Here is a 24,740-nt window from a genome sequence, read left to right as displayed (position 1 = left end):
GGCCCGGCCGGGGACCGGCGCTCGCGGCGCGCCGGGCCCGCGCCTCGAGGTGGCCCGTGGCGGGCAGGGCGCGGGCCCGTCGTGCGTCCACCGGGGGCCGCGTCGCCCCGGTGCTCAGCAGCGACGCCACTGGCGGGGTACGGGAGCCGGTGCCGGCGCCGCCGGGGCCGGGCACCGGGTCACCGCGAGCAGCAGCATGGCGGCGATGCCGCCCGCCACCACGAACAGCGTGGTGCTGATCCCGTCCGCGGTCGCGGCGCGCAGGCGTTCGCCGGTGAGGTCGTCGAGGCCGGCGGTCGCCACGAGGACGAGGACGGCGAGGCCGACCGCGGCGCCGACCCCGGAACCGGTGGAGGCGATGCCCGACGCGATGCCCTGCTCCCGGGCCGCCACGCCGGTCGCGGCGGCGATGAACATGGCCGTGAACACCACGCCGTCACCGATGCCGAGTGCCACGAGCCCCGGGATCAGTGCGCCGTACGAGCCGTCGGGCGAGACCGCCACGCCGAGCAGGACCGCTCCGAGCGCCCCCAGGGCCAGGGCGACGACCAGCGTGCTGCGGAGCCCGAACCGGGAGACGAACTGACCGGCCGTCGTCGAGCCGGCCACCACGACGGCGGTGGGGATGAGGAACCCGGCGCCGGTCTCCAGGGCGTCGTAACCGAGGACCTGCTGGAAGTAGAGCGACAGGAAGTAGAGCACCGAGCCGAAGGTGGCCATGAACGTGAAGGCGATCACGGAGCCGGTGACGAGGTTCCGGTTCGCCAGCAGCCCCGGTGGCATGAGCGGGTCCGCGCTGCGCCGCTCGATCACGGCGAAGGCCCCGACGAGCAGCAGGCCCGCCACGGCGCTGACCAGGATGCCCGGCGAGAGCCAGCCCAGCCCGGGCCCCTGAACCAGGGCGAACACGATCAGGGTCACGCCCAGAGTGACGCTCAGCGCGCCCGGCAGGTCGAAGGTGCGGCCCTTCTCGCGGGCCCCGTCGGGCGGGATCACCACGAACGCCGGCAGCAGCGCCGGTCCCGCCAGGGCGACATTGACCAGGAAGACGGCCTCCCAGCCGAAGGCCTGGGTCAGGAGTCCCCCGAGCAGCACGCCGATCACCAGCCCGGCCGCGCCTGCACCGCCCCAGACGCCCAGAGCGCGGTTGCGCGTCCTGCCTTCGGGGAAGGTGGTGTTGATGAGCGCCAGCGTGGTGGGGAAGACCAGCGCCCCGCCGAGTCCCTGCGCGGCGCGTGCGGCGAGCAGCATGCCCGGCCCGGTGGCGAGTCCGCCCGCCAGCGCCGCCCCGGCGTACAGCGCGAGTCCGGTCGTCAGGACCCTGCGCCGCCCCAGCAGGTCGGCGGCGCGACCGCCGAACAGCAGGAAGCCGGCCGAGGCCACCGCGTAGGCGCTGATGACCGACTGGAGCGTCTGTGCCGAGTAGCCCAGATCGCGGGCGATGTCGGGCAGCGCCACCACGACGATGTACTGGTCCAGCGAGACGATCAGCATGGCGAACGACAGCAGCGCCAGCGTCGCGGTCTCACGGTTCCAGCCGAGACCACCGGGCGCTGATGAGGCTTCCGTGGCAGGCAAGGCGGCACTCCTGGTCGGCCGGGCGGGGCCGTCCCTGCCCGGCTTCGGGCGCTCGGCGGGGCGGAACAGCCCGAGCTGCGGGGACCCCCGAGCACGGATCGCCCACACCAGGACCTTAAGGACCGTCATCCCCGGCCGGTGTCACGACACGACGCCCCCGGGGGCCGGACGGGGCACCGGCACCACGCGGACCGGTCGCGCGCGCGATCAGCGCGCCCCGGGCCGCCCCTCCGCGCCGTCCGCGGCGGGCCCCGCGGGCGTGACCGTGACGGGCGCGCCGAAGGCGGCGTGGCGCGCCGCGCGGCGCAGCACCGCCAGGACCGCGGGCCCGAGCGCCACGATCGCCAGCAGGTTGAAGAGCGCCCGGCCGGTGTCCCAGCCGGCGGTGGAGGTGACGAGGGTGTAGACGGCGAACCGGTGCAGGTTCTCCAGCACGGGCGCGCCCGCCACGAAGGAGAGGTCGGTGCCCGGACCCAGCGCGTAGGGCCAGAACCACAGGTTCATCAGGAAGCCGAAGACGTACGCCACCACCACCCCGTACGCCGCCAGCATGGCGATCTCGGCGCGGCCGGTGACGCGGCGCGGCAGCAGCCCGGCACCGAGCCCGATCCAGCCGGAGGCGAGCATCTGGAACGGCAGCCACGGCCCGACCCCGGCGGTGAGCAGCGCGGAGGCGAAGAGGGAGGTGGCGCCCAGCACGAAGCCGAACCCGGGCCCGAACACCCGTCCGGCCAGCACGAGCAGGAAGAAGACGGTGTCGATGCCCGCGGTGCCGGCGTCCAGCGGGCGCAGCCCGGCGTTCAGTGCGGAGAGCACGCCCAGCATGGCCAGCGCCTTGGTGTCGAGGCCGCCGGAGGACATCTCGGCCAGCACCACGGCGAGCAGCACCGGCAGGGTCAGCAGGAAGACCAGCGGGGCGTCGGCGGTGTGCGCGGCCAGGGACGGCTGCGGCGGCACGAAGAGCGGCCAGCAGAACATCGCCAGCCCGGCGACGCTCGCCAGCGTCAGCACCACGCCGCTGCGCAGCCGGACCGGCAGCGCCCGCGTCCCGCGGTTCTCCGCCGTGCTCACACGTGCTCCGCCGGCGCGGTCCGGTCGGCCAGCGCCCGGCCGACCTGCTCCACGGTCAGCCACGGCTGCGGGCTGAGGACCTTCGCCACCTGAGGGGCGAACGCGGGGGAGGACACCACCACGTCGGCGGTGGGCCCGTCCGCGACAGTCTCGCCCTCGGCCAGCACCACCACCCGGTCCGCGGCGCGGGCGGTGAACTCCACGTCGTGGGTGGCCACCACGACCGCGCGGCCGTCGTCCGCCAGCTCGCGCACGACTCCCGCGAAGGCCTCCTTGGCGTGGTAGTCCAGGCCCCGGGTGGGTTCGTCCAGCAGCACCACGTCCGGTGCCGCGGTGAGCTGCACCGCCAGCACCAGCGCGAGCTGCTGTCCCTCGGAGAGGTCCCGCGGGTGGCGGGCGCCGGGCACCCCGGGGGCCAGGGCGTCGAGCAGGCGCCGGCAGGTGCCGGGCTCCGCGCCCGACTCGGCGTCTGCCTGGGCGCACTCGGCGTCCACCCGCTCCAGGTAGAGCAGGTCGCTCGCCGTCTGCGGCACCATCCCGACCAGCCGCCGGGCCTCCCGCGCGGAGACCCTCCCCGGGTCGCGGCCGCCCCGCACGGCGACCGAGCCGGAGCGCCGCGGGCCGGAGCCCTGGAGCGCCCAGAGCAGCGAGGACTTGCCGGAGCCGTTGCGTCCCATCAGCGCCGTCACCTGCCCCGGGGCCAGCTCCAGGTCCACCTCGTGGACGGCCACCGTGGAGCCGTGGGTGACGGTGACCCGGCGCGCGGCGAGCGCCGGTCCGCCGCCCGCGACGGTCGCCTGCGACGGGGTCCGGGGCTCCGGGGCCCTCCCCTCCAGCGTTGCGCGGAGGCCGCGTGCGGTGCGGCGGGCGTCGCGTACGGACAGCGGCAGCGGGTCCCAGCCGGCCAGCCGGCCGAGCCGGATCACCGGCGGGGCCACGTCCGCGTGCCGCATCAGCTCCGCGGGGTCGCCGTCCACGACCCGCCCGTCGCCGGTGAGATGCACCAGCCGGTCGGCGTACTGGAGGACCCGCTCCATCCGGTGCTCGGCCACCAGCACGGTGGTGCCCAGGTCGTGCACGAGCCGGGTGACGGCGGCCAGCACCTCCTCGGCGGCCGTGGGGTCCAGCGCCGAGGTGGGCTCGTCCAGCACCAGCACCCGGGGGTGCGCGGTGAGCACCGAGCCGATGGCGACCCGCTGCTGCTGGCCGCCGGAGAGGGTACGCAGCGCCCGGTGCCGCAGTCCGGCGATGCCCAGCAGGTCCAGCGTCTCCTCCACCCGTTTCCGCATCACCTCCGGCGGGACGGCGAGCTGCTCCATCCGGTACGCGAGTTCCTCCTCGACGGTGTCGGTGACGAAGCCGCTCAGCGGGTCCTGGCCGACCTTGCCGACGAGGTGGGCGAACTCCTGCGGCGGCCGGTCGGCGGTGCGGACGCCGTCCACGCTGACGGTGCCCCGCAGGTGGCCTCCGGTGAAGTGCGGCACCAGGCCGTTCACCGCGCCCAGCAGGGTCGACTTCCCGACGCCCGTGCGGCCGGTCACCAGGCAGAGTTCGCCTTCCTCGACCGTCAGCCCGACGTCCCGGAGGGCGGGCTCGGCGCTGTCGGCGTAGTGGAAGGTCACCTGGTCGAAGCGGATCACGCGGCGGCTCCCCTCGGTCGGTCCGGACGGGTTGCGGGCGGCGGGGGTGCGAGGAAGGCGGGCAGCACGCCGAGCAGCGCCGCGGCGGCGGCCGGCAGCGTCAGCCCGGGCCACACCAGGGGCGACAGCGTGGGGTGGAGCACCGCGGCGGCGTCGCCGCGGGAGACCAGGTACAGGGCCACGCCGCTGCCGAGGCCGGAGAGGGCGACCAGGTACTCGGCGGGCAGCCAGCGGTCCGGCCGGTAGCGGCTGCGGCGGACCCGGCGCCCGCCGAGCAGGAAGCCGGCCACGGCCGGCACCAGCGCGGCCAGCAGCAGCGGGGCGCCCAGGTAGTGCGGGGTGCCGCCGCCCATCGCGCCGTACAGCCCGGCGCACACGCCGAGCAGACCGGTGAGCACCAGGGTGCCGGTGAGCAGCCGGGTGCGCGGGGCGACGTGGCCGGTGCGCCCGTAGCCGTGCGAGGCCATGGCGGCGGCCAGCGCCAGCGAACGGTTCATCGCGTCCTCCAGCACGGGGATGAGAACGCCGTGCAGCGCCCGCATCCGGCCGCCGCCGAGGCCGCCGCGCAGCCGCCGGGCGCGGCGCACCCGCTGCACGCTCTCCGCGAGCTGGGGTGCGACGGTGAGGGTGACCACCACCGAGGTGCCGATCTCGTAGAGCGCGCCGGGCAGGGACTTGAGCAGGCGCTTCGGGTTGGCGAGAGCGTTGGCGGCGCCCACGCAGACCACCATGGCGGCCAGCCGCAGCCCGTCGTAGCAGCCGCCGAGGAGCTGCTCGGCGGTGACGGGGCCGAACAGCCGGATGCCGGCGGCCACGTCGGGCAGCGGGATCTCCGGCAGGACGAAGAGGACGGTGTCGCCCTGCCCGCCGCCGAAGACCACCCGGAAGACCACCCGCAGCGTGACGATGAGGGCGCCCAGCAGCAGATAGAGCCGGAAGGACAGCGCCCAGGGCGCGTCGCTGCGCCGCTGCGCCACGACCAGCCCGGCGACGGCCAGGAGCAGGCCGAGCAGCAGCGGGTTGGTGGTGCGGGTGGCCGCGACGGCCAGGCCCAGCGCCCACAGCCACCAGGCGCCCGGGTGCAGGGTGCGTGGCAGCGGCCGCCACGGCGCCGCGGTGGGGGCGGGACCGGTGCCGGTGCCGGCCGGGCGGTCTGCGGTCGTGGGCGCGGTGCCGGCCCGTCCGGTGCCGCCGGGGCCGCTCACGGTGAGGAGTCCGCCCGGTCGCCCCGGCCGGCGGTCACGGGCACCCGGCCGGCGTCCGGGCGGGAGCCCGCGCGCCCCCGGGCGGCGGACACCACGGCGGTACGGGGGGTGCGGCGGGTGCCGTGGAGGTGCGGGGCGCCCGCGAGCGGCGCGGGCGCGGCCGGGTACGCGCGTGTCGCACGGGTCATCGTGGCGCCCTTCCGCTCCGGGGCCGGCACCGGGGCCCGCCTGCCCGGCACACACGTGACCCCCGACGCGCCGTCCGTACGGAGGCGGCGCCAGGGGCCGGTGACCCGGAGGTTCGGGCTCCACGCTGCAGACCATGACAGTGAGAAGCTCTGGTCACATACGCGACGGGTGTCCCGGCTCGCGGCCCTCCGGCCGCTCACGGTTGCAGGTCAGCGCCGGACTCGCACCGGCTTCCCCCTGGTCGCGTACGCGTCGAGTGGTGGCTCCGCAGCACAGCGGAACGGGTCGAGTCTACGCGCGGCACCCGGGCGTGCCCAGGCGCCGCCGCTGTGAGAACTGCCACCGGGGCCCGGGCGGGCCTCCGGAGCGGCACGGACCGGCTGCGCAGGCCCGGGTGCCGCCCGTGGCGGCGCCCCGGGCCTTCCGGAGCTGCCGCCGCGGACCGCGTCAGCGGGCCCGGTTGCGGGCGCGGCCGGACGGCGGCCGGGTGTGGATGTAGAGGTCCTGACGGCCCGGTGCCTCCCGGCGCTGCGGCAGCGGCAGCTCGTACTCCACCCGCCGGGCGTGGTCGGCGAGCTGCCGTTCCGGGTTGTAGACCCGCCCGAACTTCCACAGCATGCGGGCGAAGTTCGTCTGCCCGTGTGCGAGGTTCCGGCCGAGGATGCCGAGCGCGCGGAACGCCGTGCTCAGTCCCAGGTGCTTGCGGTTGATCACCTCCTGGGTGCGCACCAGCTCGCGGTAGAAGGCGTCCAGCGGCAGCGTGGTCGGCACCACGGCGTGCTGGATGTCGAAGAGCCGGTAGTCCCGGGTGGTCAGCCGGCGGGCGTCGGTGTGCCAGACCTCCGTGCCCGGGTACGGCGTCATCACCGTCAGGTGCACGATCTCCGGCACGGAGAGCGCGAACTCCCGCACCACGCGGAAGCGCTCCTCGTCCCAGGCCGGGTCCACGATCAGGTTGATCGCCACCGTGATGCCCATCTTCCGCGCCGCCTCCAGGGCCCGGAAGTTGTCGTCCGGGCTGACCCGCTTGCGGTAGAGGTCCAGGCCCTCCCGGTCGATGGCCTCCATGCCGAGGAACATGTAGCGCAGCCCCAGCTTCGTCCACCGCTCGAAGACGTCCGGCTGGCGGAGCAGCACGTCGCTGCGGGTCTCCAGGTAGTAGCGCTTGCGGATGTCGCGGCGCTCCAGCTCCTCCGCGATGCCGTGGCCGTGCTCGGGGCGGATGAAGGCCACGTCGTCGACGATGAAGACGTTCGGCTCGCGGACCGTGGCCAGCTCCTCCGCCGCCGCCTCCGGGCTCGCCTTGCGGTAGCTGCGCCCGTAGAAGGTCCAGGCGGAGCAGAAGGAGCAGTCCCACGGGCAGCCGCGGGTGAACTCGATGGAGGCGCACGGGTCCAGCTCGCCGATGAAGTAGCGGTTCCGCTTCCGCATCAGATCCCGGGCCGGCCGCGGCTCGTCCAGGCTGTCCAGCAGCAGCGGCGCGGGTCCGCGCCCCTCGGTGCTCACCACGCCGGGCACCGACGCCACACCGCCGTCCCGTACGGCCTCCAGCAGCGGGCCGACGGCGGGCTCCCCCTCGCCGCGTACCACGGCGTCGACCGCGCCCTCGCCCTGCTCCAGCACGTGCTCGGCGATGAAGGAGACGCTGTGCCCGCCGAAGAAGACGAAGCAGCCGGGGGAGGCCGCCTTGGCGGCGTGGGCGATCTCCAGGGCCTCGGGGATGTTGGCGAGGTAGTTCAGCGAGAGGCCGACCACGTCCGGCGCGAACGACTCCATCTCCTTGTCCAGTACGGAGCGGGGCAGGACCTGGAGGTCGACGACGTGCACGGTGTGACCGGCGTTCCGGGCCGCGGCCGCGACCCGTTCCAGGCCCAGTGGTTCCAGCCGCAGGAAGATCTCCGAGTACATCAGCGCACTCGGATGGATGAGCATGAGCCGCATGTGACGTGTCTCCCGTCCGCGACAGCGTCCGATTCAACGTTTCCGTTGCTTTCTCTCACCCTTTGTCCCGCTTCGCCTCTTCAGTGCCCGGGAGACGCGCCGCGTTGCGCCATCCGGCGGATCGGCCGTACGAGCGGGATGTCCGGGCCGGCGGCGGGTCGCGGTGACGGGGCGCGGGGCGCGGGGTGCGGCCGGGACGAGGGGTGCGGGTGGGTGCAGGGACGTGTTCCCCGGGGTAGGACTCCGGCGTCATGGCATGCTCATGGCGCCCCACACCCTGGCGTGCGGGGCGTCGCCGGCGTGCACGACGACCGTTCCGGGCCGGCCCGGAGGCCCCACACCGACACGAGGAGCCCCCCCATGGACACCGCACCTCCCGCCCCCCGGGCCCGCCAGCGCGGCGCACGTCGCCTCGGCCTGCTGCTCGCCGCCGTCCTCACCCTGCTGCTCGGCGCCACCGCGCCCGCCCAGTCCTTCGGCGCCGCCTTCAACCCCACCCAGAGCCAGGGCAACCGCGGCAGCGACGTCGTCGCCATCCAGTACCTGCTGCGGGCGCACGGCCAGTCCCCCGCCGTGGACGGCATCTTCGGACCGGGCACGCACTCCGCCGTACGGTCCTTCCAGTCCTCCCGCGGACTCGGCGTCGACGGCATCGTCGGGCCGAACACCTGGGCGGCCCTGCAGAAGACGGTGCGGCAGGGCGACACCGGCCCCGCGGTGAAGGCCGTGCAGTACCTGCTGAACGCCAAGCGCGGCGCCGGCCTCGCCGTGGACGGGATCTTCGGGTCCGGCACCGCCTCGGCCGTACGCGGTTTCCAGAGCCACGCCGGCATCGGCGTGGACGGCGTCGTCGGGCCGAACACCTGGAAGAACCTGCTCTGGCACTACGAGGCGCCGGACTTCTCCGGCGCCCTGTGCGACGTCGACCCCGACGGCAACGGGAACGCCAACTGGGGCACCGCCGCCGCCACCGGCCAGCTCGAGGCGGCCGCCTCCTCCTTCGGCGGCACGGGCAACGGGCAGATCCCCGTCGGCGACGTGAGCTTCGAGCACGGCGGCGACATCTACGGCCACTCCAGCCACGAGCGGGGCCTGGACGTGGACGTCTGGCCGATCCGCACCGACTCGAACCAGTGCTCCGGCGCCCGCATCACCTGGCGCTCCGGCGCCTACGACCGCGCCGCCACCCGGCAGCTCGTGCAGCGCATCCGCGCCACGGCACCCGGACACATCAAGCTGATCTTCTTCAACGACCCCCAGCTCATCTCGGAGGGCCTGACCACGGAGTACCCGAACCACGACAACCACCTGCACATCCGGTACTGCGAGAAGGTGCACCCCAGCTCGCTGTACGACTGCTGACGGTTGCGAGGCGCGGCTGCGGCCGTGGTGGCGGCGGTGGTTGCGGCTGTCGCCGGGCTGCGGCTGCGGCTGCGGGGGCGGCTTCGCGGCTGGGGTGGTGGCGGCCTGACCGCCGGGTGCGGGCCGTCCCGTAGCCCGCCGATCAGTGACAGCAAGCCCGATGCTGCGTGAGGGTCTTCGTCGGCCTTGCGTACCGAGGCGCTCTCGAGCTGTCGGGGTTTCGGGCCTCGAGGTTTCGCGGTGACACCCCATCTCGGGCCTATGCTGCACAAGCACCCATAACGGCACCGAGGAGACCGCATGCCTGACCGGCCTGACGTGGTCGTGTTCGACGTCCTGGAGACCTTGCTCGACCTTGATCCGCTCGCGGCACGACTGGAAGAGGTGGGGCAGCCTGCTGCCGTCTTGGCGCCGTGGTTCCTGCGCTTCCAGCGCGACGCCATGGCACTGACCCTGGCAGGCGACGAAGCTGTCTTCGAGCCGGTGGCCCGGCAGGCGATGCGCACCGAAACGCAGCACACGCTCAGCGAAGCCGGCATCGACCATGTGCTCGCCGGATTCGCCACGCTGCCCGCCTTCGACGACGCCGCACCGGCTCTGCGGACCCTCTCGCAGGCCGGGGTCACCGTCGCCTGCCTGACCGTCGGCAGTGCCGACAACACCCGCCGTTTCCTCGACGGCGCCGGACTCGCCGAGTTCGTCGACCATGTCGTCACCGCGCAGATGGCCGGCGTGTGGAAGCCGCACCCGAAGATCTACCACGTCACCGCGGAACAGCTGCACACGCCGATCGAGCGCATGGCGCTGGTCGCCGTGCACGCCTGGGACTGCCACGGCGCCAAGCGGGCCGGAGCGCTCACCGGCTGGTGCTCCCGGCTCGAAGGCGAACCCGGGGACGTCTTCCTGCCCGCCGACGTCACCGGCGAAAACCTCGTGGACGTGGCGGACAAGCTGCTGCGACTGCCCGAGCGGCCCGCCACGTGACGGCACGCGGCCGGAAGGCGCCCGTACCCTCCGGTCCGGCCGCCACCACCCCGGCCGCGAGGCCGTCTCCCCACGCCTCACAGCTTCAGTTCGGCCCACACCGTCTTGCCGACGGGAGCGCGGGGCGTGACGCCCCAGCGGGAGGCGAGGGCGTCGACCAGCAGCAGCCCGTAGCCGGACTCGGCGCCCGCGGGTGGGATTGAGGGGTGTTGCGGAGGGAGCCGTTCGCCCAGCGCGTCGGAGACCTCGACCCGGACCAGACCCGGCGGGGTGTCCAGGCGCAGCTCGAAGTCCCGGCCGGTGACGAAGCCGTGGCGGACGGCGTTGGCCGCCAGCTCGGCGACGATCAGCTCGGCCGAGCGGGCCGGTTCGCTGTCGTACGGCACCCCCCAGGCGTCCAGTCGTTCGGCGGTCAGTCGCCGGGCGAGCCGGGCGCTGCGCCGCGACGAGGTGAACAGCATGCGGAAGGGGCGCGGGGGACGGACGTCCACGGAAGAGGGAATCTCTGACTTCACACGGTGACCATGTCGTCACCGGAACTACCCTGGACAGAGCGGCCGACTGTACGTCAGTGCAGGTACGTGCCGGTACGAGGGGTGTACGGGAGGGACCCGGGACCGGACGGGGAGGTGACGGCGATGGGCCGTCCGAAGCAGGCGCAGCGAGTCCAGCAGCAGCGGCGGAACGACAACCGGCCGGAGGCCTGGCGGTGTTACGGCCGCCTGCTGCGGCTCTTCCGCGACCAGGCGAGCCTGACGCAGAACGAACTGGCGGACCGCATCGGGTACTCGTACGAGCAGACGGCCTCCGTCGAGCAGGCGCGGCGCCCGGCGCAGCGCACGTTCACCGAGGCGGTCGAGCGGGTGCTGCACACGCAGGGCGCGCTGCTGGCGCTCCAGGAGGAGGTGGAGCTCGCCAAGCTGCCGCAGTTCTTCCAGGACTTCGCGAAGATCGAGCTGGAGGCGGTCAGTCGTTTCGAGTACGAGCCGCAGCTCGTGCCGGGGCTGCTCCAGACCGAGGAGTACGCGCGGGCGGTGTTCGCCGGGCACTGCCCGCCGCTGGAGCAGGAGATCCTGGAGCAGCACCTGGAGGCCCGGATGGAGCGGCAGAAGCTGCTGACCCGGACGCCGATGGTGCAGTTCTCCTTCGTGCTCTGGGAGCCCGTCCTGCGGAACCCGGTCGGCGGGACGCGGGTGCTGCGCGAGCAGCTCCGGCACCTGGGCAAGGTGGCGCAACTGCCCAACGTGGAGCTCCAGGTGATGCCTCTCGCTTCCGCGATGCATCCCGGACTGGACGGTCCCATGGTCCTGCTGGAGACGGACGAGCATCGCCAGGTCGGCTACCTGGAGTCGCAAGACAACGGCATGGTGATCACCGATCCGGTGAAGGTCAGCGCCTTCGCACTGCGGTATGGCAAGCTGCGCTCGCAAGCCCTCAGTATGGAGGAGTCCGCGCGTCTGATCGAACGGGGAGCGGGAGAGCTATGACGGCCGAGCGGGACTGGTTCAAGAGCAGCTACAGCGGTAGTGGCGGCGGGAACTGCCTCGAAGTCGCCGTCTCCTGGCGTAAGTCCAGCCACAGCGGTCCGGACGGCGGCAACTGCATCGAGATCGCCGCCTGCCCCGGCACCGTGCACGTGCGGGACTCGAAGAACGTCCCCGGCCCCGAGCTGGACGTGCAGCCCGCCGCCTGGGCGGCGTTCGTGGAGTTCGCCGCCCGGGACTGACCTCGCGCGACGGCGCGTTCGCAGACACGAGGGGGAGTGCAACGCATGATGACCGAGGCGATGACGGCGCTGGCCGCCGCGGGCGGTACCGCCGTCGTGCAGGCGGCCGGGACCGACGCGTGGAGCGGCCTGCGCACGCGCGTGGCGGTGCTGCTCGGCCGGGGCGAGCCGGAGTGCGAGCGGCACGAGCTGGAGCGGCTGGACCGTACGGCGGCCGAGCTGACGACCGCCACGGACGACGGCACCGCGGAGGTCGTACGGGCGCGGCAGGAGGCGACCTGGCAGACCCGCTTCGAGGGGTTACTGGAGGTCGTTCCCGCCGAGCAGCGGGAGGCGGTGGCCGCCGACCTGCGGGCCCTGATCGACGAGCTGCCCGCCGCCGCCCGCCCCGCCACCGTCCACAACGAGATCAGCGGCGGCACCCAGCACGGCCCGGTCGTGCAGGGCCGGGACGTCCACCACCTCACCATCGGCGGCAGCGGTACCGCGCCGCCCCCCGACGGCACGGCTGCACCGGGCCGGTGACGCCCGCCGCACGGCCGGCGCCCCCGCACCACGCCTGGAGGGCGTCGGCTCCGGGGCTCAGGCTTGCGTCGCGGCCAGCTCCGCGGCGCCGAAGGAGACGCCGAAGCGTTCGCACCAGATGCTGACGCTGGTGTAGGTGTCCAGGTCGAGGTCGTCCGGGAGCGGGTAGTTCTGGTCGCCGCGGTTGCCCTTGAGGTCGCCGAGGTTCTCGTACTTCCCGTCGTCGAAGACGTGCCAGCCCGCCTTGCCGGGCTTCACCGGGGCGTCGGTGATCCACACCTTGAGGTCGGGGCCGTTGCTGGTCTCCAGGCCCTCCAGGCGCAGCACCCGGGAGCCGTCGGCCAGTTCGACGACCTTCACGGTGCCGCTGGTGGCGTGCTCGTGAGTGATCAGCTCGCCGTCGGCCACCGTGCGCGGCCCGGGCGGCGGCGACGGGGTGCCCGCGTCCGGTGAGGCGGCGGGTGTGCCGGCGGGCTGCTCCGGCTGCCGTTCCGCGGCGGCGGTGGGCGTGGGCAGCGACTCGTTGACCGTCTCGTCCACCCACAGCTTCCACGGCTGGAACCAGTACAGCCCGGTCCCGACGGCGATCAGGCCGAGCACCAGCGCACCGATGACCAGGGGGCTGCGCAGCAGACGGCGGATCATGGCGGGGCTCCCGGGAGGCGTCGGCGTCGTCGTACGGACGCCCCCATTCAACCCTCGTCCGCCCGCGGAGGCGCCGGTCAGGGCATTACGGAAGTCTTACGGGACGGGCAGGGCCCGCGGGCGGGCCTCCGCGGCCACGGAGACCGCCTGCCGCGACGGAAAACGTGTTGGTGGGCACCGGCCCCGGCTGTGACACTGCGGTGCACGTGTGACCTTGCCGAGGAACCGCCACCTACCGACCGGGAGACCCTGAGATGACCAGTAAGTTCACCGAGCTGGCGATCGACTGTGCCGACCCCCGCGGTCTCGCCCGGTTCTGGTGCGCGGTCCTCGGCTACGAGGTGCTGGAGGAGGAGGACGGGTTCGTCGCCATCGGGTCCCCGCTGGTGCCGGAAGGGAAGGACCGCCCCGGCCCCGTGCCGCCGGCGCTGACCTTCGCGCGGGTGCCCGAGGGCAAGACCGTCAAGAACCGGCTGCACATCGACGTCAACCCGACCGACCGGGATCAGGACGAGGAGGTCCGCCGCCTGCTCGGCCTGGGTGCTCGACGTGCCGACGTCGGCCAGGGGGAGCACAGCTGGGTCGTCCTCACCGACCCGGAGGGGAACGAGTTCTGTGTCCTGGCGGGCCGTCACCCCTGAGCCGGGCGGACCCGCGACCGGGAGCCGCCACCCCTGGCCCCCCTGAACCGGGCCGCCGGCCCCGCACCGCGGGCCGCACACCGCCCGCCGTCTGCCCGGTCAGGACTCCGGCCGCTCCTCGAAGGCCGCGAGCAGGCGTTCCGCGGCGAGGGTGGCGGTCAGGGCGCCCTCCCGCACCTCGGCCTCGACCTCCGGGGCGAGCGCCCGTACGGCCGGGTGGGCGTGGAGCCGGCCGAGCAGCTCGTCCCGCACCATGGACCAGGTCCAGTCGATCTGCTGGTCGCGCCGTTTGGCGGCCAGCCGCCCGGTGGAGTCCAGGTGCTGCCGGTGCTGCTCCAGGGTGTCCCAGAGCGTGTCCAGGCCGGTGCCCTCGCGGGCGCTGCAGGTGAGCACGGGCGGCCGCCAGGTGGCGTCGGCGGGCTGCATCATCCGCAGGGCGCCGGAGAGTTCGCGGGCGGTGGAGCGCGCTTCGCGCTCGTGCGGGCCGTCGGCCTTGTTGACGGCGAGCACGTCGGCGAGTTCCAGCACGCCCTTCTTGATGCCCTGGAGCTGGTCGCCGGTGCGGGCGAGGGTGAGGAGCAGGAAGGTGTCCACCATGTTGGCCACGGCCGTCTCGGACTGGCCGACGCCGACGGTCTCCACCAGCACCACGTCGAACCCGGCGGCCTCCATGAGCACCATGCTCTCCCGGGTGGCGCGGGCGACCCCGCCGAGGGTGCCGGCGCTGGGCGAGGGGCGGACGAAGGCGGCCGGGTCGACGGCGAGGCGTTCCATCCGGGTCTTGTCCCCCAGGATGGAGCCGCCGGTGCGGCTGGAGGACGGGTCGACGGCCAGCACCGCGACCCGGTGGCCGTTCCCGGTGAGCCGGGTGCCGAGGGCGTCGATGAAGGTGGACTTGCCGACGCCGGGCACGCCCGTGATGCCGATGCGGCGGGCGGTGCCGGTGTGCGGCAGCAGTTCGGTCAGCAGCCGCTGGGCCAGGGCGCGGTGGTCGGCGCGGGTGGACTCCACCAGCGTGACGGCGCGGGCGAGGTGCGCCCGCGAGCCGTCCAGCACGCCCTTGGCGAGGGCGTCCACGTCGATCCGCGGCCGGGGCCGGCGCTGACGCGCCGAAGCGGCCTGTGCTGCGTCCCCGCTCCGGGCGGCTCCCGGCTCGCGCGGTGCCGCGGGCCCGTGCGGCCCGTCCCCGCCGTGTGGCGCGTCGCCCGGGGGTGGTTTCGGTGTGCGGTCCGGCATGCCCGGCGTTCCCCGGCTCAGAGGTCGTGGCCGAGCGACTCGGCCAGCTCGGAGAGCAGGTCGCCCGCGGCCTCCGGGATCACCGTGCCCGGTGGGAAGACCGCGGCGGCGCCCATCTCCCGCAGGGTGTCCACGTCCTGTGGCGGGATCACGCCGCCCACCACGACCATGATGTCCTCCCGCCCGGCCTCGGCGAGCTGCTCCCGCAGCGCCGGTACGAGCGTGAGGTGCCCGGCGGCCAGCGAGGAGACGCCGACGATGTGCACGTCGGCCTCCACGGCCTGCCGCGCCACCTCCGCCGGGGTCTGGAAGAGCGGGCCGACGTCCACGTCGAAGCCCAGGTCGGCGAAGGCGCTGGCGATCACCTTCTGCCCGCGGTCGTGCCCGTCCTGGCCCATCTTGGCGACCAGCAGCCGCGGCCGGCGGCCCTCGGCCGCCTCGAAGGCGTCGGCCAGGCCGCGGGTGCGCTCGACGGCGGGCGACGGGCCCGCTTCGTTCCGGTACACGCCGGAGATGGTACGGATCTGCCCGGCGTGCCGCCCCCACACCTTCTCCAGGGCGTCGGAGATCTCCCCGACGGTGGCCTTGGCGCGGGCGGCGTCCACCGCCAGGGCGAGGAGGTTGTGCTCCAGCCCGTCGCCGTCCCGGTGGCCGCGGCCGGCCGCCTCGGTCAGCCGGCCGAGCGCGGCGCGGCAGGCGTCCTCGTCGCGTTCCGCGCGCAGCCGCCGCAGCTTCTCGGCCTGCTGGGCGCGTACGGCGGTGTTGTCGACCTTGAGCACCTCGATCTGCTCGTCGCTCTCCGCCCGGTACTTGTTGACGCCGATCACCGGCTGCCGCCCGGAGTCGATACGGGCCTGGGTGCGGGCCGCGGCCTCCTCGACGCGCAGCTTGGGGATGCCCGCGTCGATGGCCTTGGCCATGCCGCCGGCCGCCTCGACCTCCTCGATGTGCTGCCAGGCGCGGCGCGCCAGGTCGTACGTCAGCCGCTCGACGTAGGCGCTGCCGCCCCACGGGTCGATGACCCGGGTGGTGCCGGACTCCTGCTGGAGGAGGAGCTGGGTGTTGCGGGCGATGCGCGCGGAGAAGTCGGTGGGCAGGGCCAGCGCCTCGTCCAGGGCGTTGGTGTGCAGCGACTGGGTGTGGCCCTGGGTGGCGGCCATCGCCTCCACACAGGTGCGGGTGACGTTGTTGAAGACGTCCTGCGCGGTGAGCGACCAGCCGGAGGTCTGGCAGTGCGTGCGCAGCGACAGCGACTTGGGGTTCTGCGGCTCGAACCGCTTGACCAGCTTCGCCCACAGCAGCCGGGCCGCGCGCAGCTTGGCGATCTCCATGAAGAAGTTCATGCCGATCGCCCAGAAGAAGGAGAGCCGGGGCGCGAAGGCGTCCACGTCCAGGCCCGCCTCCCGCCCGGCGCGCAGGTACTCCACCCCGTCCGCGAGGGTGTACGCCAGCTCCAGGTCGGCCGTGGCCCCGGCCTCCTGGATGTGGTAGCCGGAGATGGAGATCGAGTTGTAGCGCGGCATCTTCTGCGAGGTGTACGCGAAGATGTCGGAGATGATCCGCATCGAGGGCTGGGGCGGGTAGATGTAGGTGTTGCGGACCATGAACTCCTTGAGGATGTCGTTCTGGATGGTCCCCGCCAGCTTCTCGGGCGGTACGCCCTGTTCCTCGGCGGCCACGATGTAGAGCGCCAGGACGGGCAGCACGGCGCCGTTCATCGTCATCGACACGCTCATCCGGTCCAGCGGGATGCCGTCGAAGAGCTGCCGCATGTCGTAGATCGAGTCGATGGCCACGCCCGCCATGCCGACGTCGCCGGTGACCCGCGGGTGGTCGCTGTCGTAGCCGCGGTGGGTCGGCAGGTCGAAGGCGACGGAGAGGCCCTTCTGGCCGGCCGCGAGGTTGCGGCGGTAGAAGGCGTTGGACTCCTCGGCGGTGGAGAAGCCGGCGTACTGCCGGACCGTCCAGGGCTGGTTGACGTACATCGTCGGGTACGGCCCGCGCAGGTACGGGGCGATGCCCGGGTACGTCTGGAGGAAGTCCAGGCCGTCCAGGTCGGAGCCGGTGTAGAGCGGCTTGACGGCGATGCCCTCGGGGGTCTCCCAGACCAGGTCCTCGGGGGTCTTGCCGGTGGCCTCGGCGACGGCGGCGCGCCAGGTGTCCTCGGTCGGGGCGGCCGGGCCGGCCGGGGCGCCCGCGGGCGCCTCCGCGGCCGGGGCGTCCGGCTGCCGCGGCTCCTCCGGGGCGAGCGGGACCTCGGAGAAGTCGGGGATGCCGGCCGGGTGCGGTGCGGAGCCCGGGTGCTGCTGTGCGGTCATCAGGCCACTCCCATCCGGTCCAGGGCGGAGCTCAGCAGGGCGACCGCGTCGCCGCCCGCGAAGACGAACTCGTCCACTCCGGCCCGCAGGTACCTCTCGCGGGTCTCCTCGTCGGGCCGCCCGGCGAGGTAGACCCGGCGGGCCCCGGCCGCCTTCAGCGCCGCGGCCACCTGCTCGGCCTGTTCGGCGTAGAGCGTGTCGCTGGAGCAGAGGCAGGCGATCCGGGCGCCGCTGGCGGCGAACGCCTCGCCGGCCGACTCCGGGTCCACGGTCACCGGGTCGTGCACGGGCTCGATGCCGCCGGCCTGGAAGAGGTTGGCGGCGAAGGTGACGCGGGGCGTGTGCGCGGCGGGCGAGCCGAGCGCGGCGAGGAAGACCCGCGGCCGGGCGCCGTCCGCCGCGAGCGCCGCGTCCGAACGGGCGCGCAGCGCTGCGTCCGAACGGGCGCGCAGCGCTGCGTCCGAACGGGCGCGCAGCGCCTCGTAGTCCTCGTCCCGGCGGACCCGCGGCAGGCCGCCGGACGGCGGCTCCGGCGCCGGGTCGCGCTCCACGGGGGGCTCGGCGAGCAGCGGGAACTCGCTGACGCCGGTGATCGGCTCGGTGCGGTGCGCCAGCCGGCGGGAGCGCCGCCGCCAGTTCTCCGCGAGGCGCTCGCCGACCAGCCCGGAGCGGAGGGCGGCGGCCTGGCCGCCGGCCCGCTCCAGCTCCTGGAACCAGGCCCAGGCTGCGTGCGCCAGCTCGTCCGTCAGCCGCTCGACGTACCAGGAGCCGCCGGCCGGGTCCGTCACCCGGGCCAGGTGCGACTCCTCGATCAGGATCGTCGAGGTGTTGCGGGCGATGCGGCGGGCGAAGCCGTCCGGCAGGCCGAGGGCGTGGTCGAAGGGGAGCACCGTGACGGCGTCGGCGCCGCCGAGGCCGGCGCCCAGCGAGGCGATGGTGGCGCGCAGCATGTTCACCCACGGGTCGCGGCGGGTGTACATCACCGGGGAGGTCACCACGTGCTGCCGCTGCGCGGCCGGCCCGCCCGGGCCGTCGGAAGCCCCGCACACCTGCGCGACCCGGGCCCAGAGCCGGCGGGCGGCGCGCAGCTTGGCGAGGGTGAGGAACTGGTCGGCGGTGGCCGCGAAGCGGAACTCGAGCTGGCCGCAGGCGGCGTCCACCGGCAGCCCGGCGGCGGTCAGCTCGCGGACGTAGGCCACGGCGGTGGCGAGGGCGCAGCCCAGCTCCTGCGCCGGCGAGGCGCCCGCCTCGTGGTAGGGGAGGGCGTCGGCGGTGAGGGCGCGCAGGCCCGGGTACTCCCGGTCGCAGAGCGCGGCCAGCTCGGCGGCGGTGGCGGTGCGCTCGGGGAGGCCGCTCTCCTCGCCCGTACGGGCGAGGAGGCCCAGCGGGTCGGCGCCGAGGTTGCCCGCGGCGGCGTGCCGGGGGACCTCGCGGGCGTCGAGGACGCGCAGCAGCTCGTGGGCGGCGGGCCCGGTGTCGGCGCCGGCGTCCAGCACCACCGGGGCGAGGTCGAGGTAGACGCCGGCCAGCGCGGTCTCCAGGCCGTCCACGGGCAGGCCGTGTGCGCCGACCGCCAGCCAGAGCGAGGAGACGCCGTTCTCCAGGTCGGCCAGGACGGCTTCGTTGGCGCGCTCCGGCTCCGGGCGGGCGTGGAGCTGGCGCACGTCCCAGCCGGTGGGCACGTGGCCGGTCGGCGTGGTGCCGCGGGTGTAGGGGGCGAAGCCCGGGTAGGCGGGCCCGGCGGGCGCGCCGTCCGCAGCCGTGTAGAGCGGCTGGGTGGCGAGTCCGTCCTCGAGGGTGGTGGACAGCGCCTCCTCGGCTGCCGCGCCCGTCGCCTCCGTCGCGCCCGTCTTGCGCAGCACACCTGCGACCAGGTGCTGCCACTGCGTACGGGTCGCTTCGGGGAACTCGGCGGCCAGGGAGAGCCCGTCGTCAGGCAGGACCGTCATAACAGCAGGCTAGATCAGGCGCACGGACGAGCAGCAGAGGTCACACCTGTGACCCTGGCCTCTCTTCGGAGCACTCCGCTACCGATCGGTAACTTTTGCGCGGGTTTCGCGCCGCCCGGTCCAGGGTGCGGCCGGGGGCCGGGCGGGGGAAGGCGGGTGGAGTGCGGGGTGCAGGAAGCTGCCAGGGAGGCGGCAGTGAGTTGACATGCTCGTGTCCATAACGTCGCGCGCTCCCTATAGTGAGCCCCGGGCGCGCCGCCCGGCCGGCGGACGCGCCCGGCCCGCCCGTGACCGGGGCGGGCGCGCGACTGTGTAGGGGTGCGCAGTGCTGGACGTGGACTTCGGGGACGGGGCGCTGTCCCGGATACGGGTAGCCGAGGGCGTCGACCCGCTCTGGGAGATCGTCCTCAGCCTGCACCTGCTCCAGAGCCCGCAGGCCCCACCGGTCTTCGGCCCCTGGCGCCGTGAGGTGCGGGCCGGGCTGGAACGCGCCGGCCTGGTGACGGCCGTCCGCAGCCTGATGCTGATCTGCCCCTCCGCCGCCTACTTCCCCGACTTCCTCACCCCCGGCCGCGGCGAGGCCGGCCTGGAGGCGGGGGTCGACCGCGTGCTCACCACCCCGCGGCGGCGGCTGGGCGCCGAGCTCTCCCGCCTCTACACCCCCGCCCGCGGCCCGGTTCCGCACAGCGTCCGCCGGCTCGCCCGCGGCGAACCCGAGGCGCTCCGCCGGCTCGGCGAGGTGCTGCTGCGCTACTACCGCGTCGCCGTGGCGCCGTACGCGGGCGCCGTACGGGCGCAGGCCGCCGCGGACCGCTCCCGGCGCGCCGAGGCGTACCTCTCCGGCGGCGCCGAGGGGCTGCTGGACGGCTTCGCCGCCCGGCCCGGCTGGGAACGCCACGGCGACGTGCTGCGCGCGCCGTACCCGGTGAAGCGGGTGCTGCGCCTGCGAGGGCGGCCGCTGACGCTGGTCCCCAGCTTCTTCTGCGTACGGACCCCGCTGGCGCTGGTCGACGAGTCGCTGCCCCCGGTGCTCGTGCACCCGCTCGCCCCGGCCCCCGGCTGGCTCACCCGGCTCCGGCAGTCCCAGGTCACGCCGCCCGTGGCGCAGCTCATCGGCTCCTCGCGGGCCCGGCTGCTGGAACTGCTGGAGCAGCCCATGACCACCACGGCGCTGGCCGCCGCGATGCGGCTGGTGCCCTCCACCACCAGCCGGCACGCCTCCGTGCTGCGCGAGGCGGGCCTGCTCACCACCCGCCGCGACGGGAACCGGGTGCTGCACGACCGGACGCCGCTGGGGCGGGCGCTGCTGGACGGGCCGGTGCGGTAGGGCCCGGGGCCTGCGCTGCTGTGCGTACGCCGGGAGGCGGGAGGGGGTACGCCGCGCGGCCGCGCCGGAGGGGCACACGCCCGGGCGGGCCGCTCCTCGGGGCGCGGCCCGCCCGGCGGGGGCGCGGCGGCCGTGGCCCGCGGGGGCCCGGTGTGCGGGGCCGGCGTGCGGGCCCGTGGGCCCGGTCCGGTGTGCGGGCCCGGCCGCGGAGGCCACGGCGGGCACGGGCTCAGCAGGTGGGCACGCCCGGCAACCACGCCTCGGGGACGTCGATGAAGATGTTCGAGACGTACCCGCCGTAGTCCGGCAGATAGGCCCAGGCGTCGTTGCTGTAGCCGTTGTAGTGCACCAGCTGCCCGCGCACCTGGCAGCGGACCCGCACCGTCGTCGGGTTCGGCAGGGTGCCGACGACGGCCGAGTCCGTCGTCGCGGACTTCCGGATGTTCACGTCGGAGCCCCAGGTCGGGAAGGAGGTGGTGTCCCCGCCGTCGTCGGTCCACAGATAGGTGACGGTCACCCAGCCGTTGTCGTTCAGCCCGACGTTGTAGAAGGTGCCGTCGGCCAGGTCGATGCCGGCCGGGTTGGCCACCTGCCGGCCGTACTGGTCGCGGCCGCCGTTGTAGCCGTCCTGATAGGCAGCCTGGGCCTCCGGGAGGCCGCGCGGCAGGTCCTTCCACTGCTCACGTGTGGCCGAGGGGTTCCAGTAGTCGTCGCGGGTGTTCCAGGGGCCGACGTCCCACACCGGCGCGGTCTCGCAGCGGGCCGGGCCGCACACCCGCACCGAGTACTCCCCGCTGCCCCGGGGGGAGAGCCCGCGCCGCGAGGGCAGCGCCACGAAGTGGTCGTTCGGCTGGATGACGTGCCCGTTCGCGGTGGTGTGCCCGACCAGGCCCTCGCGGGTGGCGAAGACCCGGGCGGTGAACGCCCCGGCCGTCTGCCGCTCCCGGGCCTCCTCCGGCCGCCCCGTCGCGTCCGCCGTGAGCCGCAGCCCGCGTACGGCCGGGCTCGTCCCGTCCTCGGCGCTCCACAGCGTCAGCCGTGCCTGCACCTCGGAGACGGCGCGCGGCAGCGCGGCCGGATCGCCGCGCCGGGCCTCGCGCCACTCGGTCCAGGAGCCGCCGTCCGCCCGGCCGCGGACGTCCACCGCCACCCGCGCCCCCGAAGGCACCCGGGCGTCCAGCCGGACGGCCACCCGGTCGACCGTACGGTCCAGCGAGCGGGCCTCCAGCACGGCGGAGCCGTAGCCGCGCCCGGCGTCCACGGACGCCGGGCGGAGCGCGTCGCCCCGCACCCGGAGCGCGCCGGAGGAGTGGGTGACGTTGACGTCGTCGCCGTCCAGCCGGGACAGTTCCGGCCGCCAGGAGACCCTTCCGTCCCGCTCACCGGGCTGGGCGCCGGGCTGGGCCGCGGGGGCGGCGGTGGACGCGCCTGTGGTCTGCGCCGGGATCTCCGCCGGGGCCCGGTGCCCGGCCGCGGACGCCGACGGGGTCAGCAGCAGGCCGGGCACCAGCAGGGCCAGCGCACCCACCAGGGTGCCCTGTCTCCGTCGGGTCGCTCGCTGCACTCTGTCACCACGCATGGGGGGGGGTGTCCTTTCGTCGGATACGCGGGGATACGCGGGAATGCGCGGGGATGCGCGGGTGGTGCGGACGCCGCGCGGAGGTGCGGGCGCGTGCGGGAGTCCCGCCGTGCCGGGAACCGGGGCCCGGGGCCGCGCGGCGGGCTCTAGCGGGCCTGCCGGCACTCCGGGACGTCCGGGAGCGTGTTGCCGGGCGTGTCGACGTAGATGTTGGTCAGATAGCCGCCGTACTGGGGCAGATAGGCCCACCAGTCGTTGCTGTACGGCGGCACCTCCACCCGCTGGCCGCGCTGCTGACAGGCGACCAGCACCTCGACGCCCGCCGGGAGCGTGGTCACCACGTCCGAGCCCGTGGTCGCCGCGGCCCGCACCCGCACCCCGGAACCCCAGGTGCCGAACCAGGTGCCCGCGGGGCGCTCGGCACCCGGTACGTCCAGCGAACCGGCCAGCCGGGTGAGGCGGGAGTAGGCGGTGCCGTACGGCGTGCCGTCCGGGTGCAGCGTCAGGACGGCCACGATGGTGCGGTCGTCCGGGCCGACCGTGCCGGTGGTGTGCAGGGCCTCGCTCACCAGGTCCACGACCGGCGGGTCCGAGGGCCGCCCCTCCGGCCGGTGCCCGGCGTCCGGCTCGCTCCGCGTCTCCGGTGCCGCCCGCCCGTCCCGGCCGGGGTGCGGTCCCCGTGTACGGGCCGGCGAGGCGCCGGCCGTACAGCCGCCCGAGGTGAACCCGGACCAGCCCTGCTTGAGCGCCCACGGCTTGTCGAACGCCGAGGCGATGCCGAAGTACTGGTCGAACCCGTCACCGGCGCACCGTGTCGCCCGGTGCAGGTGGCCCAGCACGAAGTCCCGCACCGCCGCGGGTGCCTCCTCCAGCAGATGGCGGTAGATCCGTACGGTGTCCGCGGCGGTGAGCGCGGTGTACCCCCAGTAGCCGGGGTGGGTGGACGGCGGCGGCACGGTGCCGGTCAGGCCCAGCCGCGGGACCATCCGCTCGATGATCCGGCTGCCGCCGCGCTGCGCCCAGTAGTGACTGGCCGCCTGGTCGTCGCTGTGCCGCAGCATCGCCTCCAGCCGGGCGCGCTCCTCCGCCGGAAGGGCGGACGGGGCGCGGTCCCACAGCACGTCCAGCACCAGCAGCAGCTTCACCACGGACGCCGACCGGAAACGCCGGTCCGCCTCCCGCCGTTCGGTGAACTCGCCGGTGCGGCGGTCGAACACCGCGATGCCCGCGGTGACGCCCGCCGGGACGTCGGCGGTGTCCGCCGTGTGCGCGGCGTGCGCGGCGTTCGACCGGGGAGAGTCCGCACCGGCGGAGTGCGTCGCACCGCCCGCGGGCGCCGCCACCGGCACCCCGAGCAGGCCCAGTCCCAACCCCAGAGCGATGAGCGGCCGAAGCGCCGTCCGGGACGGTCGGCCGGAGCGGACGGAGCGACCGGAGCGGCGTGCGCGCCGCTCTGACGCAGCGTCAGGTCCCGTGCCGGGTCCCGCGCCGGGTGCGGGCCGGTGTACGGCGGAGCGGGGTCCGGTGGGCAGAAGGCGCATGGGTCCGCTCCTCGGGGTGGGGGAAGGGGAGGACAGACGCCGCCGCGGACGCGGTGGTCAAGGGGTCATGGTGCGGCTCCGGTCAGCGCCGGGCCAAGACATTGCGTCACCGTCGAAAGGCCCCGGTCACCCGTTGTGGGGCCGGGGGCGCGTCGTTACGTTCGCTGCGTCCCGCAGGGTGCTGCGGTCACCTCGCAGCGCTCTGCCGCGCCCCCCACCGAGGAGCAACCATGACGCACCCGAGACGTCTTGCGGCCGTCCTGGCCACCGCGCTGCTGGCGCTGGTCGGGCTACTGGTCGCACCGGCGCAGGCGAGCAGCGCGGACACCTCCGCCGGGATCGCTGCGGCACCGAACTTCAAGGCCCCGTACCCGTGCGGGCAGCGGTGGACGTACAGCCACCACTCCGCCGAGGTACGGCGCGCGCTGGACTTCGTCCGGGCCGACGGGGGCGCCACCGCGGGCACCCCGGTCCTCGCCTCCGCCCCGGGCACCGCCTACCGCCACAACCAGCCGGGCGGCGCCGGCTACTACATCTCCATCGACCACGGCGGCGGCTGGAAGACGTACTACTTCCACCTCGCCGGCTTCTCCGTGCCCAACGGTGCCCAGGTGAGCCAGGGGCAGCAGATCGGCACCACCGGCAGCACCGGCAACTCCACCGGCGCGCACATCCACTACGAGCAGCTCTACAACGGCGTCGGGCAGAACATCCGCATCAACGGCTCCGGACTGGCCTACCCCGGTAGCTACTACCAGTACTACCTGACCAGCGACAACGGCTGCGGCGGCGCCGGCCAGCCGTTCACCACCTGGGGCTCCGGGGTCCGGGTGCGCGCCGACGCCTACCTCAGCTCGCCGGTCGTCACCAGCCTGAGCGGGCCCACCCAGGTCCGGGTGCTGTGCCAGAAGCAGGGCGACACCGTGCACGCCGAGGGCTACACCAACAACTGGTGGAGCAAGCTGCGCGACCAGAACGGCTTCATCACCAACATCTACATCGACCACCCGGCGTCCAAACTCCCGGGCGTCCCGGTCTGCTGACGCCCTTCGCCCCCACCCCGCGCGGGAGCCCGGCTCCCGCGCGGGGTCTCCTGTTGCGCCGGCCGGCCGCTGAGTGCCCGGTGCCGAAGGGTGGTGGCGGGTGTGTTGCCGGGTGCGGCGGGGGCGCGGTGTCGCGGTCGGGGTGGCGGCGGGTGCGTTGCCGGGTGCGGGCTGCCCTGGGTTGGGGTCACTGCTTGGCGGGCTACGGGGGGAGGGGTGGTGGGTGGCGGGTTCGTTCTG

21 protein-coding genes and 1 riboswitch are annotated in these 24,740 nt (G+C 74.7%); of the genes, 8 read left to right on the top strand and 13 right to left on the bottom strand.

From position 1 onward, the window contains the following. Positions 1 to 114: 114 nt before the first annotated feature. The 6 genes from HOY81_RS23980 to hpnR all read right to left on the bottom strand — a co-directional run bounded on the left by HOY81_RS23980 (position 115) and on the right by hpnR (position 7,624). The gene (locus tag HOY81_RS23980) at positions 115 to 1,578 is read right to left on the bottom strand and encodes an MFS transporter (protein ID WP_237322773.1); all 1,464 of its coding nucleotides are present in this window, start codon (positions 1,576 to 1,578) and stop codon (positions 115 to 117) included. A 207-nt stretch (positions 1,579 to 1,785) separates the two neighbouring features. Next, complete coding sequence (locus HOY81_RS23975; RefSeq protein WP_237322772.1) at positions 1,786 to 2,649, bottom strand: ECF transporter S component; 864 nt, start codon at positions 2,647 to 2,649, stop codon at positions 1,786 to 1,788. Next, a complete protein-coding gene (locus tag HOY81_RS23970; protein WP_237322771.1) occupies positions 2,646 to 4,289 on the bottom strand; it encodes an ABC transporter ATP-binding protein in 1,644 nt (547 codons plus the stop codon). Before HOY81_RS23970 ends, HOY81_RS23975 begins: the two co-directional genes overlap by 4 nt. Further along, positions 4,286 to 5,494: a CbiQ family ECF transporter T component gene (locus HOY81_RS23965; protein ID WP_237322770.1), complete on the bottom strand. Its 1,209-nt coding sequence runs from the start codon at positions 5,492 to 5,494 to the stop codon at positions 4,286 to 4,288. Before HOY81_RS23965 ends, HOY81_RS23970 begins: the two co-directional genes overlap by 4 nt. After that, on the bottom strand, positions 5,491 to 5,682 hold the full coding sequence (locus HOY81_RS23960; protein ID WP_237322769.1) for a hypothetical protein: 192 nt from the start codon (positions 5,680 to 5,682) through the stop codon (positions 5,491 to 5,493). The genes HOY81_RS23965 and HOY81_RS23960 overlap by 4 nt, the downstream gene beginning before the upstream one ends. Positions 5,683 to 5,828: 146 nt before the next feature. Next, positions 5,829 to 5,955: riboswitch (cobalamin riboswitch) on the bottom strand. A gap of 175 nt (positions 5,956 to 6,130) precedes the next feature. Then, on the bottom strand, positions 6,131 to 7,624 hold the full coding sequence (gene hpnR / locus HOY81_RS23955; protein ID WP_237322768.1) for a hopanoid C-3 methylase HpnR: 1,494 nt from the start codon (positions 7,622 to 7,624) through the stop codon (positions 6,131 to 6,133). 360 nt (positions 7,625 to 7,984) lie between these two features. On the opposite strand from hpnR, the gene HOY81_RS23950 reads away from it, so the two are divergent. Together HOY81_RS23950 and HOY81_RS23945 are read left to right on the top strand one after the other, a co-directional pair. Beyond that, positions 7,985 to 8,986: a penicillin-insensitive murein endopeptidase gene (locus tag HOY81_RS23950; RefSeq protein ID WP_237322767.1), complete on the top strand. Its 1,002-nt coding sequence runs from the start codon at positions 7,985 to 7,987 to the stop codon at positions 8,984 to 8,986. A 300-nt stretch (positions 8,987 to 9,286) separates the two neighbouring features. Continuing rightward, on the top strand, positions 9,287 to 9,970 hold the full coding sequence (locus HOY81_RS23945) for an HAD-IA family hydrolase (protein ID WP_237322766.1): 684 nt from the start codon (positions 9,287 to 9,289) through the stop codon (positions 9,968 to 9,970). A 77-nt stretch (positions 9,971 to 10,047) separates the two neighbouring features. Here the strand turns inward: HOY81_RS23945 and HOY81_RS23940 are convergent, their stop codons facing one another. After that, a complete protein-coding gene (locus HOY81_RS23940; RefSeq protein ID WP_237322765.1) occupies positions 10,048 to 10,485 on the bottom strand; it encodes an ATP-binding protein in 438 nt (145 codons plus the stop codon). 123 nt (positions 10,486 to 10,608) lie between these two features. On the opposite strand from HOY81_RS23940, the gene HOY81_RS23935 reads away from it, so the two are divergent. Genes HOY81_RS23935 through HOY81_RS23925 form a run of 3 tightly spaced genes read left to right on the top strand, consistent with a single transcriptional unit; the run spans position 10,609 to position 12,221 of the window. Further along, complete coding sequence (locus HOY81_RS23935; RefSeq protein WP_237322764.1) at positions 10,609 to 11,457, top strand: helix-turn-helix transcriptional regulator; 849 nt, start codon at positions 10,609 to 10,611, stop codon at positions 11,455 to 11,457. Then, on the top strand, positions 11,454 to 11,696 hold the full coding sequence (locus HOY81_RS23930) for a DUF397 domain-containing protein (protein WP_237322763.1): 243 nt from the start codon (positions 11,454 to 11,456) through the stop codon (positions 11,694 to 11,696). Before HOY81_RS23935 ends, HOY81_RS23930 begins: the two co-directional genes overlap by 4 nt. 45 nt (positions 11,697 to 11,741) lie before the next feature. Continuing rightward, positions 11,742 to 12,221 (top strand): hypothetical protein, encoded by a 480-nt coding sequence (locus tag HOY81_RS23925; protein ID WP_237322762.1) that lies wholly within the window; start codon positions 11,742 to 11,744, stop codon positions 12,219 to 12,221. Between the two features lie 57 nt (positions 12,222 to 12,278). On the opposite strand, the gene HOY81_RS23920 is transcribed toward HOY81_RS23925, so the two are convergent. Next, entirely contained in the window at positions 12,279 to 12,866 is a 588-nt protein-coding gene (locus HOY81_RS23920; protein WP_237322761.1) for a DM13 domain-containing protein, read from the bottom strand. A 254-nt stretch (positions 12,867 to 13,120) separates the two neighbouring features. On the opposite strand from HOY81_RS23920, the gene HOY81_RS23915 reads away from it, so the two are divergent. Further along, positions 13,121 to 13,507, top strand: coding sequence for a VOC family protein (locus HOY81_RS23915; RefSeq protein ID WP_237322760.1), 387 nt, complete (start codon positions 13,121 to 13,123; stop codon positions 13,505 to 13,507). Positions 13,508 to 13,606: 99 nt separating this feature from the next. Here HOY81_RS23915 and meaB read toward each other — a convergent pair whose 3' ends face one another. The 3 genes from meaB to HOY81_RS23900 all read right to left on the bottom strand — a co-directional run bounded on the left by meaB (position 13,607) and on the right by HOY81_RS23900 (position 19,010). Further along, positions 13,607 to 14,590, bottom strand: a complete 984-nt coding sequence (gene meaB / locus HOY81_RS23910; RefSeq protein WP_237322775.1) for a methylmalonyl Co-A mutase-associated GTPase MeaB — start codon at positions 14,588 to 14,590, stop codon at positions 13,607 to 13,609. Positions 14,591 to 14,760: 170 nt separating this feature from the next. Further along, positions 14,761 to 17,061, bottom strand: coding sequence for a methylmalonyl-CoA mutase (gene scpA, locus HOY81_RS23905; protein WP_237322759.1), 2,301 nt, complete (start codon positions 17,059 to 17,061; stop codon positions 14,761 to 14,763). Continuing rightward, the gene (locus HOY81_RS23900) at positions 17,061 to 19,010 is read right to left on the bottom strand and encodes a methylmalonyl-CoA mutase family protein (RefSeq protein ID WP_237322758.1); all 1,950 of its coding nucleotides are present in this window, start codon (positions 19,008 to 19,010) and stop codon (positions 17,061 to 17,063) included. Before HOY81_RS23900 ends, scpA begins: the two co-directional genes overlap by 1 nt. A gap of 325 nt (positions 19,011 to 19,335) precedes the next feature. Between HOY81_RS23900 and HOY81_RS23895 the strand changes: the two genes are divergently transcribed. After that, the gene (locus HOY81_RS23895; protein WP_237322757.1) at positions 19,336 to 20,337 is read left to right on the top strand and encodes a helix-turn-helix transcriptional regulator; all 1,002 of its coding nucleotides are present in this window, start codon (positions 19,336 to 19,338) and stop codon (positions 20,335 to 20,337) included. Between the two features lie 229 nt (positions 20,338 to 20,566). On the opposite strand, the gene HOY81_RS23890 is transcribed toward HOY81_RS23895, so the two are convergent. Further along, entirely contained in the window at positions 20,567 to 21,916 is a 1,350-nt protein-coding gene (locus HOY81_RS23890) for a hypothetical protein (RefSeq protein ID WP_237322756.1), read from the bottom strand. Positions 21,917 to 22,062: 146 nt separating this feature from the next. After that, the gene (locus tag HOY81_RS23885; RefSeq protein ID WP_237322774.1) at positions 22,063 to 23,139 is read right to left on the bottom strand and encodes a hypothetical protein; all 1,077 of its coding nucleotides are present in this window, start codon (positions 23,137 to 23,139) and stop codon (positions 22,063 to 22,065) included. 548 nt (positions 23,140 to 23,687) lie between these two features. On the opposite strand from HOY81_RS23885, the gene HOY81_RS23880 reads away from it, so the two are divergent. Further along, complete coding sequence (locus HOY81_RS23880) at positions 23,688 to 24,500, top strand: M23 family metallopeptidase (protein WP_237322755.1); 813 nt, start codon at positions 23,688 to 23,690, stop codon at positions 24,498 to 24,500. Positions 24,501 to 24,740: the final 240 nt, after the last annotated feature.

The sequence above is a fragment of the Streptomyces sp. JJ36 genome (assembly GCF_021696945.1).
In the GTDB taxonomy this organism is placed as follows: domain Bacteria; phylum Actinomycetota; class Actinomycetes; order Streptomycetales; family Streptomycetaceae; genus Streptomyces.
The sequence above is the reverse complement of the archived record's forward strand: the minus strand, read 5'-3'. Positions and strand labels throughout refer to the sequence as shown.